The sequence below is a fragment of the Allobrachymonas sp. genome (assembly GCF_041912815.1).
In the GTDB taxonomy this organism is placed as follows: domain Bacteria; phylum Pseudomonadota; class Gammaproteobacteria; order Burkholderiales; family Burkholderiaceae_C; genus Brachymonas.
Genome location: NZ_JAYRLV010000004.1, coordinates 1 through 17,005, shown reverse-complemented (window position 1 = coordinate 17,005; position 17,005 = coordinate 1). Strand labels below are relative to the sequence as shown.

Sequence of the window (17,005 nt, the reverse complement as noted above, 5' to 3'; positions counted from 1 at the left end):
GGCGAAGCCGTCCATCACCGCCCACTATACCCGAGCACCATGTCACCGGCGCGGCAGAACTGGGATAATGCCCGCCATGTCTGCAGTGCTGAACCGGCCACCCTGGTGGAAATATGTCTTCTCGGTGTTCAGGGGCTTCGATGGTCCCCTGGCCTTTGCCGTGTTCATCCTGATGTGCATCGGCCTGACGGCCATGTATTCGTCCGGGCACGACATGGGATCGCGCTTTGCCGACCATGGCCGCAACATGCTGCTGGCGGGATTCATGATGTTCGTGGCGGCCCAGATTCCGCCGCAACGGCTGGTGTCCTTTGCGGTGCCGCTCTACACGATAGGCGTGGCGCTGCTGGTGGCCGTGGCGCTCTTCGGCATCACCAAGAAGGGGGCTCGACGCTGGATCAACATCGGCGTGGTGATCCAGCCAAGCGAGCTGCTCAAGATCGCCATGCCGCTCATGCTGGCCTGGTGGTTCCAGAAGCGGGAGGGGCAGCTGCGCCCGGTGGACTATGCCGCTGCCGGGCTGCTGCTGGTCATCCCGGTAGGGCTCATCATGAAGCAGCCCGATCTGGGGACGGCCCTGCTGGTGCTGATTGCCGGCATGTCCATCATCTTCTTTGCCGGACTGAGCTGGAAGCTCGTGATTCCCCCTGTGGTGCTGGGCGCCATCGGCATTGGGCTGCTGGTCTGGTTCGAGCCCCGGCTGTGTGCCGACGGAGTGCGCTGGCCTGTGCTGCACGACTACCAGCAGCAGCGCATCTGCACGCTGCTCGACCCCACCCGCGACCCGCTGGGCAAGGGCTTCCACATCCTGCAGGGAATGATCGCCATCGGCTCCGGCGGCATCTGGGGCAAGGGGTTCATGAAGGGCACCCAGACGCATCTGGAATTCATTCCCGAGCACACCACGGACTTCATCTTCGCCTCTTTCAGCGAAGAGTTCGGGCTGGTGGGCAATCTGGCCCTGCTACTGGCCTACCTGTTTCTGATCTACCGCATTTTCTATCTGGCAGCCCACGCCAGCTCGCAGTTTGGACGCCTGCTCGGAGGCAGCATCGGGGTGATCTTCTTCACCTATGCCTTCGTGAACATGGGCATGGTGAGCGGCATTTTGCCGGTGGTGGGGGTACCACTGCCCTTCATCAGCTACGGAGGAACGGCCATGGTCACTCTGGGACTGGCGCTGGGCATGATGTTTGCCATTGCAAGGGACAAGCGCACCTTCCACTCCTGAGTTCCCGGCCCCTCCCGAGGCCATGCGCCATGCATCGCCCATGGCCCCGGCGGGGGCCGGGAGAGAGCCTGCCCCGCGTCGCGGCGAGTCCCCCTACAATGCGGACATGACCCTGAATCTTCCCGATTTTTCCGCCCTTTCCGATCGTCCGCGCAAGCGCCACACCCGCGAGCGGCTTGCCTTGGCCGAGCGCCTGCTGCTGACGCCCTTCGATCTCACGCTGCCTCGCCTGCACAAGGCACTTGCTGCCATGCACACGCATCAGGTGGACGATGCGGATCTGTACTTTCAGTACACCTGCAGCGAAGGCTGGAGCCTGGAAGAAGGCATCGTCAAGACCGGCAGCTTCAGCATCGATCAGGGCGTGGGCGTGCGTGCTGTTTCCGGCGAAAAGACGGCCTTTGCCTATTCCGACGACATTTCGCGCGAGGCGCTGATGGATGCGGTGCGCAACGTGCGCACCATCGGAGCGGCAGGCCAGCAGGGACGCCAGCGCGTGGGGCGCGCCGACACGCGCAAGGCGCGCAGCCGGGCCCTGTACGCTCCGCTGGACCCGATCGGCACACTCGACAGCACGAGCAAGGTGGCCCTGCTGGAAAAGGTGGAAAAGCGGGCCCGCGCCAGCGACCCTCGCATCCGACAGGTGATGGCAGGACTGGCCGCAGAAAATGATGTGGTTCTGGTGGTGCGGCTCGATGGCAAGGTGGCCGCAGATGTGCGTCCCCTGGTGCGCCTGAGCGTGACCGTGATTGCAGAGCAGACCCAGGGAGGCGAGGTGCGCCGTGAGGTCGGATCCAGCGGGGGCGGCGGCCGGTTCGGCCTGGATTACTTTGACGACACCCTGATCCAGCAGTATGTGGACGAAGCCGTGCAGGCAGCCTTGACCAACCTGGAAGCCCGCCCTGCCCCTGCCGGCGTGATGGATGTGGTGCTCGGATCGGGCTGGCCCGGTGTGCTGCTGCACGAGGCGGTCGGGCACGGGCTCGAAGGCGACTTCAACCGCAAGGGCAGCAGCGCCTTCAGTGGCCGCCTGGGGCAGCGGGTGGCGGCCAAGGGCGTGACCGTGCTTGACGACGGCACCCTGCCGGATCGCCGGGGCAGCCTGAATGTCGATGACGAAGGGCATCCCACCCAGCGCAACGTGCTGATCGAGGACGGCATTCTGCGCGGCTATCTGCAGGACCGCCTCAATGCGCGTCTCACAGGCACGCGCTCCACCGGCAACGGGCGCCGCGAAAGCTATGCCCATACGCCGATGCCCCGCATGACCAACACCTATATGCTCGGCAGCAGCGAAGATCCGCAGACCGTGGTGTCGAGCCTCAAGAAGGGGCTGTACGCCACCAACTTCGGCGGCGGACAGGTCGACATCACAAGCGGCAAGTTCGTGTTCTCCGCCAGCCAGGCCTGGTGGGTGGAAGACGGCAAGCTCCAGTACCCCGTCAAGGGGGCCACCATCATCGGCAACGGCCCGGATGCGCTGACCCGCGTGAGCATGATCGGCAGCGACCTGCAGCTCGACAGCGGCGTGGGCACCTGCGGCAAGGACGGACAGAGCGTGCCCGTCGGTGTGGGACAGCCCACCATGCGCATCAATGGCCTCACGGTGGGCGGCACAGCCTGAACACAGGCCCGGCCTGCCCGGCGATATTCCCCGAACATCCGGCTGACGCGTCAGCCTATTGACAGCAGCCCGGGAAATCGTGCTATATTGCAGCCATGCAAGTTTCACGTGCTTTTTATTTTGGCTTTTGGTTCTCGGTCCCAGGCGGACGAGAGGCTTGAGCTCAACTGCAAAAGCACACTTCTCAAAACCGCCGGATCTCCGGCGGTTTTTTTTTGCCGGTTTCATCCCCTGTTCTTCCCACCGCTTTGTGCAAGGAGTTGCCCTCATGTCCGCCAGCAAGACGAACGACACAGCCTGGTTTTCCCAGCCTGCCGACAAGACCAGCCAGACCGACAACACCCGCCTCAAGAGCCTGACCGTGCTGCCTCCTCCCGACCACCTGATCCGTTTCTTTCCCATTCATGGCTCGCCGGTGGAGAAGCTGGTGGAGAACACCCGCCGCACCATTCACGACATCATGCGGGGCAAGGATGACCGCCTGCTGGTGATCATCGGCCCGTGCTCCATCCATGACGTGCCCGCCGCGCTCGACTATGCCCGCCGCCTGCAGAAGCTGCGCGAAACCTACAGCGACACTCTGGAAGTGGTGATGCGGGTGTACTTCGAGAAACCCCGCACCACCGTGGGCTGGAAGGGCCTCATCAACGACCCCTACCTCGATGAGAGCTGCCGCATCGACGAGGGGCTGCGCATCGCCCGCCAGCTGCTCATCGAGATCAACCGGCTGGGTCTTCCGGCCGCAAGCGAATTCCTGGACGTGATTTCTCCCCAGTACATCGGCGACCTCATCAGCTGGGGCGCCATCGGTGCTCGCACCACAGAGAGCCAGGTGCACCGCGAGCTGGCCAGCGGGCTGTCGGCTCCGATCGGCTTCAAGAACGGCACGGACGGCAATCTCAAGATCGCCACCGATGCCATCCAGGCGGCCTCGCGCGGGCACCACTTCCTGTCGGTACACAAGAACGGTCAGGTGGCCATCGTGCACACATCGGGCAACGAGGATTGCCACGTCATTCTGCGCGGCGGCAAGGCACCCAACTATGACGAAGCCAGCGTGCAGGCGGCCTGCAGAGATCTGGAAGCAGCGCACCTGCGCCCGACCGTCATGGTGGACTGCAGCCATGCCAACAGCAGCAAGAAGCACGAGAAGCAGCTCGAAGTGGTGCGCGAGATCGCTCGCCAGATGGCTGCGGGGTCCACGCAGGTCTTCGGAGTGATGATCGAGAGCAACATCCACGAGGGAGCCCAGAAGTTCACCCCCGGCAAGGACGATCCTGCCCAGCTCGAATACGGCAAGAGCATCACCGATGCCTGCATCGGCTGGGATGACTCCATCCAGGCGCTGCAGGTGCTTTCCAATGCCGTGGAGGCTCGCCGCAAGGCCCACAAGAAAGGCTGAAGGCCTAGGACTTCCGCAGCAGACCGGCTCGCGTATCGCGTGCCTGCGGTCTGCTGGAAGGCTTGGCTCCCAAGGGTAATTCCCGAGCCCGCGGAGAGCAAGAGAGGATCAGGGCGCTGCTAAGCTGGTCTGAGGGCCTGTCGGCCTTTTCGATGCCTCGCTCCGCCCAGTGGAGCATTCCTGTGAGGAGTTTCACGATGCACAGTGAACTGTCCGTGCGCTTCGATGCGCAGCACGCCTTCACCTTTCCGCTCGATCAGGCGCAGCCCATGGATCCCAGGGCTGCGCGCGCATGGCTCGACCGCGAATTCATTCGGTATGCCTGCGAGCCCTTGCGCCGTTCGGGCAAGGTGCTCAATGCGGACAAGGTGGTGTGCGTGGCCCAGGCGGCAGGCAGGCAGGGTTTTGCCGATCCCGAGTGGGCCCGCGCCTTTGCCAGCGCTGCCCACGCGGCACTCGATCAGGAGGTGATCCTGATCGACGCCACCATGGCCTCGGTCACTTTCTGTCCGCCGGCTCATGCCATCCCCGGCACGCGCACGGCGCCGCATTCCTAGTCGTCGCTGCAGCGCGCGGATGGCACACGAACCCAGCCCTGCTGTCTTCCTCTGTGCCCCCTCTCCAATGGAGGAAATCAGGCGGGAGGCTGTTCTGTGGCATCGCGCTGGCGCAGGCGGCGATAGAGGGTGTTGCGGCTGACGCCGAGCCGGCGCGCGGCGAGTGACACATTGCCGTCTGCAGCCTGCAGGGCCTGTTCCACCGCAGCCAGGGTCAGGGCAGCGAGGGTGATCGGCTCCACATGCGAAGACGCCAGTCCCGACACCGCTGCATCGTCGAGCACCTCGGGGCACTCTGCTGCGTGCAGGGACGCGGAGGGGCTGCCCTCTCGCTCTTCCGGGAACCGCGCAGCGTCAAGTTCGGGCAGCAGGTCATCGGGCAGGTGCTCGCGTTCGATGCAGGAGGCATCCCCGAGCAGGGCCACGGCCGTGCGCAGCACGTTGTCGAGCTGGCGCAGGTTGCCTGGCCAGCCATAGGCCTCGAAGGCCTGCTGCAGCTCTGGTGCGAGCGCGATGTCGCGCCGTGGAGCCATGTCGGCCAGCATGCGCGCCATGAGGGTCGACAGATCCTTGCGTACGCGCAAGGGCGGCAGATGCAGGGTCAGCCCGTTGAGCCGCCAGTACAGGTCGGCCCGGAAGCGCCCGGCGGCCACCTCTTGCTTGAGATCGCGATGGGTGGCGCAGATGAGGGCAAAGTCGACGGCGATGGGCTGTCCACCGCCCAGAGGGACGACCTGCCGGTCCTGCAGCACGCGCAGCAACCGTGTCTGCAGCGACAGCGGCATGTCGCCAATCTCGTCGAGGAAAAGCGTGCCGCGATGGGCCTCCCGGATGCGTCCGGGAGCTCCTTCGCGCCGGGCTCCCGTATAGGCGCCGGGAGCATAGCCAAAGAGTTCGGCTTCGATGAGGTGCTCGGGCAGGGCTGCACAGTTCACCGCCACCAGGGTCTGCGCACTGCGAGGACCGCTGCGGTGCAGTGCCTTGGCCAGCACTTCCTTGCCGGTGCCGGATTCGCCGTGCAGAAGCAGCGGTATGGGCTGCCCGAGCATCTTGCGGGCCTTGCCGATCAGCACATGCCAGTCTGCATCGCCGGTGTCGAGCCGGGCGAGTTCATCCTGGGGTGCAGACGACGGCACGGACTGGTCGATCACGACCTCTCCACGCAGCCCCCCCTGGGCTGGAAGCATCACCCGCGCATGCAGAATCTGTACCGCGGGCTGCCGCCCCCGCAGATGCAGGGCAAACACCACCTGAGGCTGCCGGCGCTCCCGGGCCAGCATCTGCTCGGTCGTGGTGTCGAACACCTGTTCGAGCGACACCCGCCCCAGCTTGTGGGTATCGAGTCCCAGAAACGCCAGGGCCGCCTGGTTGGCCCCCACGATGTGGTGCGTTTCATCGAGCGCAATGACCCCTTCTGCGATGGTGCCGATGCCTTCGGGCAGAGGATGGAAATGCAGCCGCACATGGCTGCCGTGACGCGCCTCGAACAGGCGGTTCTCGATCATCTGGGTTGCCGCCCGCACCATGCTGAAGGTATGTGGATGGCGGTTGCTGCGCTCGCCGGAAATGTCGAGCACCCCCAGAATGCGGCCATCAGGCCCGGTGACCGGCGCCGCCGCGCAGGTGAGAAAGCCATTGCACTCCAGAAAATGCTCGGCTCCATGGACCGCGATGGGCACCCCTTCGGCCAGCGCCGTGCCGATGGCATTGGTGCCGCGGTGGGTCTCATGCCAGGATGCGCCAGGCATCAGCGCCACGCGCTGGGCACGGTCGAGAAACCGGGCATCGCCCAGGGCATGCAGCAGGAGTCCGGCCTCGTCTGCAAGGATGACCATGCTGCTGCTGTCACGCATCTGGCCGTGCAGATATTCCATGACCGGCCGTGCATGCGCCAAGAGCTCGTGCTGGCGCTCGGTGGCCTGGGCCAGCTCGAAGCGGCTCACGGGCAGTCCACGCTGGGGGTCCAGCCCCGCGTGCAGGCCCGCTGCAGCGCTGCGGTTCCATGAACGCGACACATATCCCAGGGTGTCGGGCAACACCCCCTCAGGCAGCGCCCCGCGTTGCTGCAGCATCCGGCGGGCCTGCTGCAGGCTCGCTTCGTCTCGGGAGGTCATGATGGGCATGGTAGGGTCCTCGTCCGCCCTGTCGGGCGCCGTTTCGGCGGCATCCTAGCATGTGCCCGCGCCGCATCCAAACGGGTAAACCCCCGCCATGGGACTGTCTGCGCCGCAGCCCGTGCATGACACAGGCGTGTCATGTTCACTTATGACACACCTGTCCTCATTCAAGACATTCATGGCACAGAATGGTGTTCATCGAAGTCGATGTGAAAACCAGATTCTCCATGTGAAAACCAAGTCTTATAGAGGAGTGTCCGGAATTTCCCTTGGATTGCTCGAACTGGCACGCCTGTTGCTCGATGGGCCGCAGCCGCAGCGGACTCCCGCAGTCCGCCGACGGCGACAAGCACAACCTCAAACAGGAGACATCCATGATCTATTCCTACCCCGGCCAGCCCGGCGCGCCCGTCCAGTTCAAGGCCAAGTACGACAACTTCATCGGCGGCAAGTGGACACCTCCGGTCAAGGGCGAATACTTCGACAACATCACCCCGGTGACAGGACAGGTCTACTGCCAGGCCGCACGCTCCACCGCCGAGGACGTCGAGCTGGCCCTGGATGCCGCCCATGCCGCTGCCGACCAGTGGGGCAAGACCCCTGCCGCCGACCGCAGCAACATCCTGCTCAAGATTGCGGACCGCATCGAACAGAACCTGGAGAAGCTGGCCTACGCCGAAACGGTGGACAACGGCAAGCCGATCCGCGAAACGCTCAACGCCGACGTTCCCCTCTCTGCCGACCATTTCCGCTACTTTGCCGGCTGCCTGCGCGCACAGGAAGGCAACATGTCGGACATCGACGAGAACACGGTGGCCTACCACTACCATGAACCTCTGGGCGTGGTCGGCCAGATCATTCCCTGGAACTTCCCGCTGCTGATGGCCGCCTGGAAACTGGCCCCCGCCATTGGGGCCGGCAACTGCGTGGTGCTCAAGCCCGCCGAATCGACCCCCACCTCCATCCTGGTGCTGGTCGAACTCATCGCCGACCTGCTGCCCCCGGGCGTGCTCAACGTGGTCAATGGCTTCGGGCGCGAAGCCGGCATGCCGCTGGCCACCAGCAAGCGCATTGCCAAGATCGCCTTCACCGGCTCCACCGCCACGGGCCGCGTGATCGCACAGGCCGCTGCCGGCAACCTGATCCCTGCCACGCTGGAACTGGGAGGCAAGTCGCCCAACATCTTCTTCGAGGACATCATGGCGCGCGACGACGCCTACCTCGACAAGGCCATCGAAGGACTGGTGCTGTTCGCCTTCAACCAGGGCGAAGTGTGCACCTGCCCGTCCCGTGCCCTGATTCAGGAATCGATCTACGACCGATTCATGGAACGCTGCCTGCCGCGCGTGGCTGCCATCAAGCAGGGCAACCCGCTCGACACCGAGACCATGATCGGTGCCCAGGCCAGCCAGATGCAGCTCGACAAGATTTCCTCCTACCTGGAGCTCGGCAAGGAAGAAGGCGCCCAGGTCCTGTGCGGTGGCGCCCCGGCGCAGCTGCCCGGTGACCTGGCCGGCGGCTACTACATCCAGCCGACCCTGTTCAAGGGGCACAACAAGATGCGCATCTTCCAGGAGGAAATCTTCGGCCCCGTGCTCGCCGTGACCACCTTCCGCGACGAGGCCGAAGCCCTGTCGATCGCCAACGACACCCAGTATGGCCTGGGCGCCGGCGTGTGGACCCGCAACGGAAATCTGGCCTACCGCATGGGCCGCTCCATCAAGGCCGGCCGCGTGTGGACCAACTGCTACCACGCCTACCCCGCCCACGCTGCGTTCGGTGGCTACAAGGAATCGGGCCTGGGCCGCGAAACCCACAAGATGATGCTCGACCACTATCAGCAGACCAAGAACCTGCTGGTGAGCTACAGCGAAAACAAGCTGGGCTTCTTCTGATCGCCTGATCTCCGTCAGGTGCTCCCGTGCCGCGCGGCGATATGCTCCGTGCGGCCTCCGTCCCTCCTGCCCGCCACCCGGTGCACAGGGGTGGACCCGGGCGCTCCGGACCCAGGGTTGGCGCAGTTCAGCGATCCTGCCGCATGCCGCGGAACCGAGGTGATCCCTCGCGCTTCCGCGCCGGTGCGGCGTCAGCCATGCCTCCGAAGTGTCCTTCCTCTTTCCTTCCTACTTACCCCTACAGGAACTGAACATGGCACTGTCGCAATTCTTCATGCCCTCCAACAACCTGCTCGGCGCAGGCGCCCTCGACGAGGCCGTCCGCCAGCTGGGTGAAAGCGGCTTCCGCAAGGCGCTCATCGTCACCGATGCCGCGCTCGCCCGCATGGGCCTGGCCCAGGCCCTGGCCGACAAGCTGACCGCCAAGGGCATTGCCAGCACCGTCTTCGACGGCGTGCAGCCCAACCCCACCATCGGCAACGTCAATGCCGGCCTCGCCATGCTGCACGAAGCCCAGTGCGACCTGGTGATCTCCCTGGGTGGCGGTTCCGCCCATGACTGCGCCAAGGGCGTGGCCCTGGTCGCCAGCAACGGCGGTGCCATCGCCGATTACGAAGGGCTCGACAAGTCTGCCAAGCCGCAGCTGCCGCTGCTGGCCATCAACACCACGGCCGGCACCGCGTCCGAGATGACCCGCTTCACCATCATCACCGACGAGAGCCGCCACGTGAAGATGGCCATCGTCGACAAGCACGTCACGCCCTTCATGTCGGTCAACGACCCCGAGCTCATGGAAGGCATGCCCGCAGGCCTGACCGCCGCCACGGGCATGGACGCCCTCACCCACGCCGTCGAAGCCTACGTCTCCACCGCCGCATCGCCCATCACCGATGCCTGCGCCGTCAAGGCCGTGGCGCTGATTGCCCGCTACCTGCCCGTGGCCGTCAAGGAACCCCACAACAAGGAAGCCCGCGAACAGATGGCCTACGCCCAGTTCCTCGCCGGCATGGCCTTCAACAATGCCTCCCTCGGCTATGTGCATGCCATGGCCCACCAGCTCGGCGGCTTCTACAACCTGCCCCACGGCGTGTGCAACGCCCTGCTGCTGCCCCATGTGCAGGCCTTCAACCTTCAGGCTGCCGGTGGCAAGCTCGGAGAAATCGGCACCCTGCTGCAGGACAACAATCCCGACCTGGCCGGACTCGACACCATCCCTGCCATCAAGAAACTGGCTGACATCGTCGGCATTCCCAAGTCGCTGGAAGAACTCGGCGTCAAGCGCGACGACTTCGACACGCTGGCCGCCAATGCGCTCAAGGACGTCTGTGGCCTGACCAACCCGGTACAGGCTGGACACACCGAAATCGTCGGCATCTTCGAAGCGGCCTTCGGTCCGCGCTGAGCGCACACCGACCGCGGGAAGACCGCCGCCGTCATCCCGCGTCCGGCACGGCCAGCGCCTACAATGCCCAACCATGCATATCCACATTCTTGGCATTTGCGGCACCTTCATGGGAGGTGTCGCGGCGCTGGCCCGTGAGGCCGGACACACGGTCACCGGCTGCGATGCCGGTGTCTATCCCCCCATGAGCGACCAGCTGCGGGCGCTCGGCATCGACCTCATCGAAGGGTTCGACGCCAGCCAGACCGCCCTGCAGCCCGACATCTACGTGATCGGCAACGTCGTGAGCCGCGTGCACCATGCCGACGGCAGCCCCAGGTTTCCGCTCATGGAAGCCATCCTCGATCAGGGCCTGCCCTACACCAGCGGCCCGCAGTGGCTGGCCGAAAACGTCCTGCAAGGCCGCCATGTGCTGGCCGTGGCAGGCACGCACGGCAAGACCACCACCACCTCCATGCTGGCCTGGATTCTGGAATCGGCCGGCCTCACCCCCGGCTTCCTCGTCGGCGGCGTCCCTCTCAACTTCGGGCTCTCCGCCCGCCTCGGACATCTGGCCCCGGGACATGCCCGCAGCTACTTCGTCATCGAGGCCGACGAGTACGACACCGCCTTCTTCGACAAGCGCAGCAAGTTCGTGCACTACCGGCCGCGCACCGCCGTGCTCAACAACCTGGAATTCGACCACGCCGACATCTTCGACGATCTGGCTGCCATCGAGCGCCAGTTTCACCACCTTGTGCGCACCGTCCCCTCTACCGGCCGCGTCGTGGTCAATGGCCTCGAAGCCTCCCTGGCCCGCGTGCTCGACATGGGCTGCTGGAGCGAAGTGAGCCGCTTCGGCGCACCCGACAGCGACTACACCGCCCAGGGCGAACCCCACGACTTCGACGTGCTCCACCGGGGACAGATCGTCGGCCATGTGCAATGGGGCATGACCGGCATGCACAACCAGCGCAATGCGCTCGCCGCCATCGCTGCCGCTGCCCACGTGGGGGTCGATCCGCACACGGCCGCAGCCGCCCTGGGGCAGTTCGCCAATGCCCGCCGCCGCATGGAAGTGCGCGGCACCGTGGCACGCGCCGGCGGCACCATCACCGTCTACGACGACTTCGCCCACCATCCCACGGCCATCCGCACCACGGTCGATGGTCTGCGCCGCCGCCTCGACGCCGAAGGCCGTCGCCAGGACCGCATCCTGGCCGTCTTCGAGCCTCGCAGCAACACCATGAAGCTCGGCACCATGAAGTCGCAACTGCCCTGGAGCCTGGAAGAGGCAGACCTGGCGTTCTGCCACGCAGGCGGGCTCGACTGGGACGCTGCCGAAGCGCTGGCCCCCATGGGTTCCCGTGCCCAGGTAGCCGGCGACATTGCCGCACTGGTCGAGCAGGTGGCCGCCGCCGCCCGTCCGGGAGACCACATCCTCTGCATGAGCAATGGAGGCTTCGGAGGCATCCATGACAAACTGCTGGCCCGACTCGCGGGCTGATCTCCTCCCGGCACAGGTGCCCCAGCAGGCTCCCTGTGCCCATTTCCCCGTCACGGGAGGCCTGCATCATGCATGACATCTCCCTGGACACCCTGACCGCCACCGCAGCCCGACTGGTGGTCGAGGAAGGGCTCGATTACGGCGCCGCCAAGCAGCGCGCGATTCGGCAGCTCAAGCTGTCGCCCCGCACCCCGCTGCCGGACAACCTGCTCCTCGAAGCCGCTGTCCGCGAGTATCTGGCCGTCTTCTGCGCCGATACGCAGCCCACCGAGCTGGCAGCCCTGAGGCACCTGGCACTGCAGTGGATGGAACGGCTCGCCGAATACGCCCCCCTCATCGGCGGCGCCATCTGGCACGGCACCGCCACGCGGCTCAACGACATCTATCTCCAGCTCTTCTCGGACGACCCCAAGGCCGTCGAACTCACCCTCATCAACCAGAATATGGACTACGAGGTGACCCGCGTCACCGGTCTGCACGGGACGGACGTGGATGCACTGAGCCTGCACGCCTGGTGCCCCGAACTCGGGGAAGATGTGGGCGTGCACCTGCTGGTCAACGACGGCAGAGCGCAGCGCGGCGCCCTCCAGCCCGACCAGGCCCGCCGCAAACCCCGCGGCACAGCCGCCCAGCTGGCAGCCCGACTGCAGGAGGATGCTGCATGACAGACGAACGCCCTCTCCCCCGCCCTTCACGGCGAACGATGCTGGGTGCCGGCGTGGCCGTGGCGGCCCTCGCCGCCGCAGGCTCTGTGGCATGGCTCCGACGTGATCCGCCCTCTCCTGCCGCAGGCCTGGCTCCGATTCCCAAGGCCGACTGGTGGGAGCGCTCATTCCCCACCCCCGACGGCACGCCCCTGGCTGTGCGCACCTTCAAGGGTCGCCCCCTGCTGCTCAACTTCTGGGCCAGCTGGTGCCCGCCCTGCGTACAGGAAATGCCCCTGCTTGCCGAGTTCTACCGGCATCATCAGGCCAACGGCTGGCAAGTTCTGGGACTGGCCGTGGATCGGCCCGATGCCGTCCGGCGTTTTCTGGCGCGCCACCCCATGCCGTTCCCCATCGCACTGGCGGGCAACGAAGGGCTGGACCTGGCGCGCGCTCTGGGAGATGCCCAGGGCTCCCTGCCCTTCAGCGTGCTTTTCGACGCGAGCGGTGCCATGGCGGACCGCCATCTGGGGCAGCTCCACCCAAAGCAGCTCAATCACTGGGTCACCACCGAAAAATCCTGAAATCACGCGATTCAAGGCACCAAATCCGCTCCAAAAGGCGCGAACTCCACGCAAGATTCCTGTCCATCACCCTCTCCACCCCGGCCATGCACGATGGAAGATAGATGAAAAATAAGGGAAAGTAGCCCACAAAAGACGCAAATTTCCTGATTTGCGTTACATTCACCCCATTGGTTCACCCTCCTCTTTTGTCTGGAACATCCTCATCATGGATCTACGCAAACTCAAGACACTCATCGACCTGGTGTCTGAATCCAACGTCTCCGAACTCGAAATCACCGAAGCCGAAGGCAAGGTCCGCATCGTCAAGGGCGGCGGTGCCGTACAGGCCGTCATGCCGGCCATGATGCCGGTGCCGGCAGCTCTTCCGGCCGCTGCAGCTCCTGCTGCGGCCCCCGCAGCGGCTCCAGCCGCCGCTGAGCCCGAACAGCCCAGTGGCCATCAGGTCAAGTCTCCGATGGTGGGTACGTTCTACCGTGCCAGCAGCCCCGGCTCCGACCCGTTCGTGGAAGTGGGCAGCACGGTGAAGGAAGGCGACCCGCTGTGCATCGTCGAGGCCATGAAGATCCTCAACGAGATCGAAGCCGACAAGTCCGGTGTGGTCAAGCAGATCCTGTGCGAGAACGGGGACACGGTGGAATTCGGCCAGACCCTGTTCATCATCGAATAAGACGGGCCCACCGTCCTTCCGGCAGGCATTCTCCATGCGCCCGCCCCGTTCGCTCCCTCTCCGCCTGCCGGTCTGTGATCGGGCCTCGCGGTCGACATGCGCGACACTCCTGCCTTCGGACGTGCCGCGAGAAAAGAGCGCCAGGCTCGGGGCCAGGGTCTGCCGGGACATTTCGCGGACCGCAGCAGACATACAGCGCCCCCACCCTCTGCCTGGTGCCGTTTTCCCGGTATTCCGGCATTCCATGCCGGACGCCCCCGAAGGACTCGTTCCGAGGAAATCCTCCCTATGTTCAAGAAAATCCTGATCGCCAATCGCGGCGAAATCGCCCTGCGCGTCCAGCGCGCCTGCAAGGAAATGGGCATCAAGGCCGTCATGGTCTATTCCGAGGCCGATCGCGACGCCAAGTACATCAAGCTGGCCGATGAAGCCATCTGCATCGGCCCGGCGCCGTCCTCGCAGAGCTACCTGAACATGCCTGCCCTGATCTCTGCGGCCGAAGTCACGGACGCCGAGGCCATTCACCCCGGCTACGGCTTCCTGAGCGAGAACGCCGACTTTGCCGAGCGGGTCGAGAAAAGCGGCTTCACCTTCATCGGCCCCACTGCCGAATCCATCCGTCTGATGGGCGACAAGGTGTCTGCCAAGCAGGCCATGATCAAGGCCGGTGTGCCTTGCGTGCCGGGCTCCGACGGCGAATTGCCCGATGATCCGGCCGCCATCAAGCGCATTGCCCGCCAGATCGGCTATCCCGTCATCATCAAGGCATCGGGCGGCGGCGGTGGACGCGGCATGCGCGTGGTGCACACCGAAGCAGCCCTGGTCAACGCGGTGGCCATGACCAAGGCAGAGGCCGGCACGGCCTTCGGCAACCCCTCGGTCTACATGGAGAAGTTCCTCCAGAACCCCCGTCACATCGAGATCCAGGTGATGGCCGACACGCACCGCAACGCGGTCTACCTCGGCGAGCGCGACTGCTCGATGCAGCGCCGCCACCAGAAGGTGATCGAGGAAGCACCGGCACACGGCATTCCCCGCCGCCTCATCGAGCGCATTGGCGAACGCTGCGTCGCAGCCTGCAAGAAGATCGGCTACCGGGGAGCGGGTACCTTCGAATTCCTGTACGAGAACGGCGAGTTCTACTTCATCGAGATGAACACCCGCGTGCAGGTGGAACATCCCGTGACCGAGAAAATCACCGGCATCGACATCGTACGCACCCAGATCCTGGTGGCGGCCGGCGAGAAGCTGCCCTTTGCCCAGCGGCACATCCAGCTGCGCGGCCATGCCATCGAATGCCGCATCAACGCCGAGGACCCCTACAAGTGCCTGCCCTCTCCCGGGCGGATCACGCAGTGGCATGCCCCGGGCGGCCCCGGCATCCGGGTCGACAGCCATGTCTACAACAATTATTTCGTCCCCTCCAACTACGACTCCATGATCGGCAAGATCATTGCCCATGGCGACACCCGCGAACAGGCCATTGCACGCATGCGCACGGCCCTGAGCGAGACCGTGATCGAGGGCATCAACACCAACATCCCCCTGCACCGCGAGCTGATGGTGGATGCGCGCTTCCTGGAAGGCGGCACCAACATCCACTATCTCGAAGAGTGGCTGCAGCACCGCGACCGCTGATGCTCCGTGACCCTGCGCGGCTGCAGGACGCTGCCCCCCCTGGGCAGGTGTCCGGCGACGCGCCAGGGTCTTTTCCTTTCTGCCCCTGCCTCCCCCGGGAGGTTCTGCACGTTTCTGCCATGTTTGAACTCCGCCTGCTCAGCCCCGAAGCCCAAGTCGAGACGCTCTGCGATGCCCTGGATGCCCTGGACGCCCTGAGCGTGTCGGTGGAAGATGCCGACGCCCAGACCGAGTCCGAGCAGCCCCTGTTCGGGGAGCCTGGCATGCCCGCACCCCGGGAGAGCTGGGACCGCTCCGTCCTGGTGGCCCTGTTCCGCCAGGAAGAGGCGGCCCGCGAGGCGGCCCGGCTGCTGCAGCTGCAGGACTTCTTTGCCGGCAGCCAGGTGGTCGACGTGCGTGCCGTGCCCGATCAGGACTGGGTGCGGCTGACGCAATCGCAGTTTGCTCCGGTCGACATCACGCCCACCTTCTGGATCGTGCCGAGCTGGCATGAAGCTCCGGCCGAAGCCCGCCAGATCATGCGGCTCGATCCCGGACTCGCCTTCGGCACCGGCACCCATCCCACCACGCGCATGTGCCTGCGCTGGATCGCCCACCATGCCGCCGAGCTCGGCCATGTGCTGGACTATGGCTGCGGCTCCGGCATTCTGGCCATCGGGGCGGCCCTCTTCGGCGCCCATCCCATCGATGCGGTGGACATCGACCCTGCTGCCGTCGAATCCACCCTGGCCAATGCTGCGGCCAACCATGTGACCCTGCGTGCCGGGCTGCCCGACCTGGTGGATCCGCCGGCTGCGGCCTACCAGACCGTGATCGCCAACATTCTGGCCACCCCGCTCAAGGTGCTCGCTCCCCTGCTGTGCAGCCACCTGCAGGCCGGTGGCCACCTGGTGCTGGCCGGCATTCTGGAACGCCAGGCCGAGGAGCTCCAGCAGGCCTACGCGCCCTACGTGTCCCTGCAGGTGACAGACCGCGAAGACGGCTGGATCCTCATGACGGCTACCGCGCCCAAGCCCACCCGCGCCTGAGCCCCGCATCCAGCGGCCCGGGCAGACACGCTGCTGACCTACAATCGGCAACACGATGCGATTTGTCTCCCACTGCCCCCACTGCGGTACTTCCTTCCGGATTGTCCCGGACCAGCTGCACATCGCCAACGGCTGGGTGAGATGCGGCAAGTGCAGCCATGTGTACATGGCCTACACCACCCTGCATGCCCTCCCGGACGACGCGGACGAAGGAGAAAGTCCGGCCCCGACCACGGTGCCCTCCCCTTCGGCACAGACAGCTCCGCCGCCGCCAGCGCAGCTCACACACACTGTCGAAGCAGTTCCCGCTCCTGCCCCCGCCATCGACGCAGCGCCTGAAGCCCTGAAAACAGCGCTGCCGGACGTGCATGCCACGCCAGCTGCAGCCGCCGCGGCAGAACGGACGCCGGTGCTCACCGCTGCGCCTCTCCCTGCGACCGACCGCCCTGCTCCCACAGACGAGCCGGTCATGGAGCCAGCGCCTTCGATCGCACCGGCTGCAGCAGAGGTGCCTCGGCCCCCCGCATCGCCGGTTGCGCCTGCCAAGCCGCCCGTCATCCCCATGCCGGAGGCTACCGAGGGCCTCGATGCCCTGTTGAAGGTACTGCTCGCTCCGACTCCGACTCCGACTCCGACTCCGACTCCGACTCCGACTCCGACTCCGACTCCGACTCCGACTCCGACTCCGACTCCGACTCCGACTCCGACGCCGACTCCGACACCGCCA

Annotated in this window: 14 protein-coding genes; 13 read left to right on the top strand and 1 reads right to left on the bottom strand. The window is 65.5% G+C overall.

The features are described from left to right. The first annotated feature begins 76 nt into the window (after positions 1-76). The 4 genes from rodA (at position 77) to ACE3P9_RS04895 (ending at position 4,814) form a co-directional block, all read left to right on the top strand. Positions 77-1,231 (top strand): rod shape-determining protein RodA, encoded by a 1,155-nt coding sequence (rodA, locus tag ACE3P9_RS04910; RefSeq protein ID WP_374492166.1) that lies wholly within the window; start codon positions 77-79, stop codon positions 1,229-1,231. 106 nt (positions 1,232-1,337) lie between these two features. Continuing rightward, positions 1,338-2,855, top strand: coding sequence for a metalloprotease TldD (gene tldD / locus ACE3P9_RS04905; protein WP_374492165.1), 1,518 nt, complete (start codon positions 1,338-1,340; stop codon positions 2,853-2,855). Positions 2,856-3,123: 268 nt separating this feature from the next. Continuing rightward, positions 3,124-4,257, top strand: a complete 1,134-nt coding sequence (locus ACE3P9_RS04900) for a 3-deoxy-7-phosphoheptulonate synthase (protein ID WP_374492164.1) — start codon at positions 3,124-3,126, stop codon at positions 4,255-4,257. Positions 4,258-4,454: 197 nt separating this feature from the next. Then, complete coding sequence (locus ACE3P9_RS04895; RefSeq protein WP_374492163.1) at positions 4,455-4,814, top strand: hypothetical protein; 360 nt, start codon at positions 4,455-4,457, stop codon at positions 4,812-4,814. Positions 4,815-4,891: 77 nt separating this feature from the next. Here the strand turns inward: ACE3P9_RS04895 and ACE3P9_RS04890 are convergent, their stop codons facing one another. After that, entirely contained in the window at positions 4,892-6,928 is a 2,037-nt protein-coding gene (locus ACE3P9_RS04890) for a sigma-54-dependent Fis family transcriptional regulator (protein ID WP_374492162.1), read from the bottom strand. 377 nt (positions 6,929-7,305) lie between these two features. Here ACE3P9_RS04890 and ACE3P9_RS04885 point away from each other — a divergent pair, with 377 nt between their 5' ends. The 9 genes from ACE3P9_RS04885 to ACE3P9_RS04845 form a co-directional block, all read left to right on the top strand. Further along, positions 7,306-8,826: an aldehyde dehydrogenase family protein gene (locus ACE3P9_RS04885; protein WP_374492161.1), complete on the top strand. Its 1,521-nt coding sequence runs from the start codon at positions 7,306-7,308 to the stop codon at positions 8,824-8,826. A gap of 253 nt (positions 8,827-9,079) precedes the next feature. Further along, entirely contained in the window at positions 9,080-10,228 is a 1,149-nt protein-coding gene (locus ACE3P9_RS04880) for an iron-containing alcohol dehydrogenase (protein ID WP_374492160.1), read from the top strand. 73 nt (positions 10,229-10,301) lie between these two features. Beyond that, on the top strand, positions 10,302-11,714 hold the full coding sequence (gene mpl / locus ACE3P9_RS04875) for a UDP-N-acetylmuramate:L-alanyl-gamma-D-glutamyl-meso-diaminopimelate ligase (protein ID WP_374492159.1): 1,413 nt from the start codon (positions 10,302-10,304) through the stop codon (positions 11,712-11,714). Between the two features lie 68 nt (positions 11,715-11,782). Beyond that, the gene (locus ACE3P9_RS04870; RefSeq protein WP_374492158.1) at positions 11,783-12,379 is read left to right on the top strand and encodes a hypothetical protein; all 597 of its coding nucleotides are present in this window, start codon (positions 11,783-11,785) and stop codon (positions 12,377-12,379) included. Then, a complete protein-coding gene (locus ACE3P9_RS04865) occupies positions 12,376-12,942 on the top strand; it encodes a TlpA disulfide reductase family protein (protein ID WP_374492157.1) in 567 nt (188 codons plus the stop codon). The genes ACE3P9_RS04870 and ACE3P9_RS04865 overlap by 4 nt, the downstream gene beginning before the upstream one ends. Before the next feature lie 208 nt (positions 12,943-13,150). Continuing rightward, complete coding sequence (gene accB, locus ACE3P9_RS04860; protein WP_374492156.1) at positions 13,151-13,612, top strand: acetyl-CoA carboxylase biotin carboxyl carrier protein; 462 nt, start codon at positions 13,151-13,153, stop codon at positions 13,610-13,612. A 288-nt stretch (positions 13,613-13,900) separates the two neighbouring features. Then, positions 13,901-15,250 (top strand): acetyl-CoA carboxylase biotin carboxylase subunit, encoded by a 1,350-nt coding sequence (gene accC / locus ACE3P9_RS04855; RefSeq protein ID WP_374492155.1) that lies wholly within the window; start codon positions 13,901-13,903, stop codon positions 15,248-15,250. 119 nt (positions 15,251-15,369) lie between these two features. Next, entirely contained in the window at positions 15,370-16,278 is a 909-nt protein-coding gene (gene prmA / locus ACE3P9_RS04850; RefSeq protein WP_374492154.1) for a 50S ribosomal protein L11 methyltransferase, read from the top strand. Positions 16,279-16,333: 55 nt separating this feature from the next. Further along, on the top strand, positions 16,334-17,005 hold a 672-nt coding region (locus ACE3P9_RS04845; protein WP_374492153.1), incomplete at its 3' end, for an MJ0042-type zinc finger domain-containing protein.

Coding starts and splice junctions, on each gene's coding strand:
- rodA (WP_374492166.1), top strand. CDS start 77: ATGTCTGCAGTGCTGAACCGGCCACCCTGGTGGAAATATGTCTTCTCG.
- tldD (WP_374492165.1), top strand. CDS start 1,338: ATGACCCTGAATCTTCCCGATTTTTCCGCCCTTTCCGATCGTCCGCGC.
- ACE3P9_RS04900 (WP_374492164.1), top strand. CDS start 3,124: ATGTCCGCCAGCAAGACGAACGACACAGCCTGGTTTTCCCAGCCTGCC.
- ACE3P9_RS04895 (WP_374492163.1), top strand. CDS start 4,455: ATGCACAGTGAACTGTCCGTGCGCTTCGATGCGCAGCACGCCTTCACC.
- ACE3P9_RS04890 (WP_374492162.1), bottom strand. CDS start 6,928: ATGACCTCCCGAGACGAAGCGAGCCTGCAGCAGGCCCGCCGGATGCTG.
- ACE3P9_RS04885 (WP_374492161.1), top strand. CDS start 7,306: ATGATCTATTCCTACCCCGGCCAGCCCGGCGCGCCCGTCCAGTTCAAG.
- ACE3P9_RS04880 (WP_374492160.1), top strand. CDS start 9,080: ATGGCACTGTCGCAATTCTTCATGCCCTCCAACAACCTGCTCGGCGCA.
- mpl (WP_374492159.1), top strand. CDS start 10,302: ATGCATATCCACATTCTTGGCATTTGCGGCACCTTCATGGGAGGTGTC.
- ACE3P9_RS04870 (WP_374492158.1), top strand. CDS start 11,783: ATGCATGACATCTCCCTGGACACCCTGACCGCCACCGCAGCCCGACTG.
- ACE3P9_RS04865 (WP_374492157.1), top strand. CDS start 12,376: ATGACAGACGAACGCCCTCTCCCCCGCCCTTCACGGCGAACGATGCTG.
- accB (WP_374492156.1), top strand. CDS start 13,151: ATGGATCTACGCAAACTCAAGACACTCATCGACCTGGTGTCTGAATCC.
- accC (WP_374492155.1), top strand. CDS start 13,901: ATGTTCAAGAAAATCCTGATCGCCAATCGCGGCGAAATCGCCCTGCGC.
- prmA (WP_374492154.1), top strand. CDS start 15,370: ATGTTTGAACTCCGCCTGCTCAGCCCCGAAGCCCAAGTCGAGACGCTC.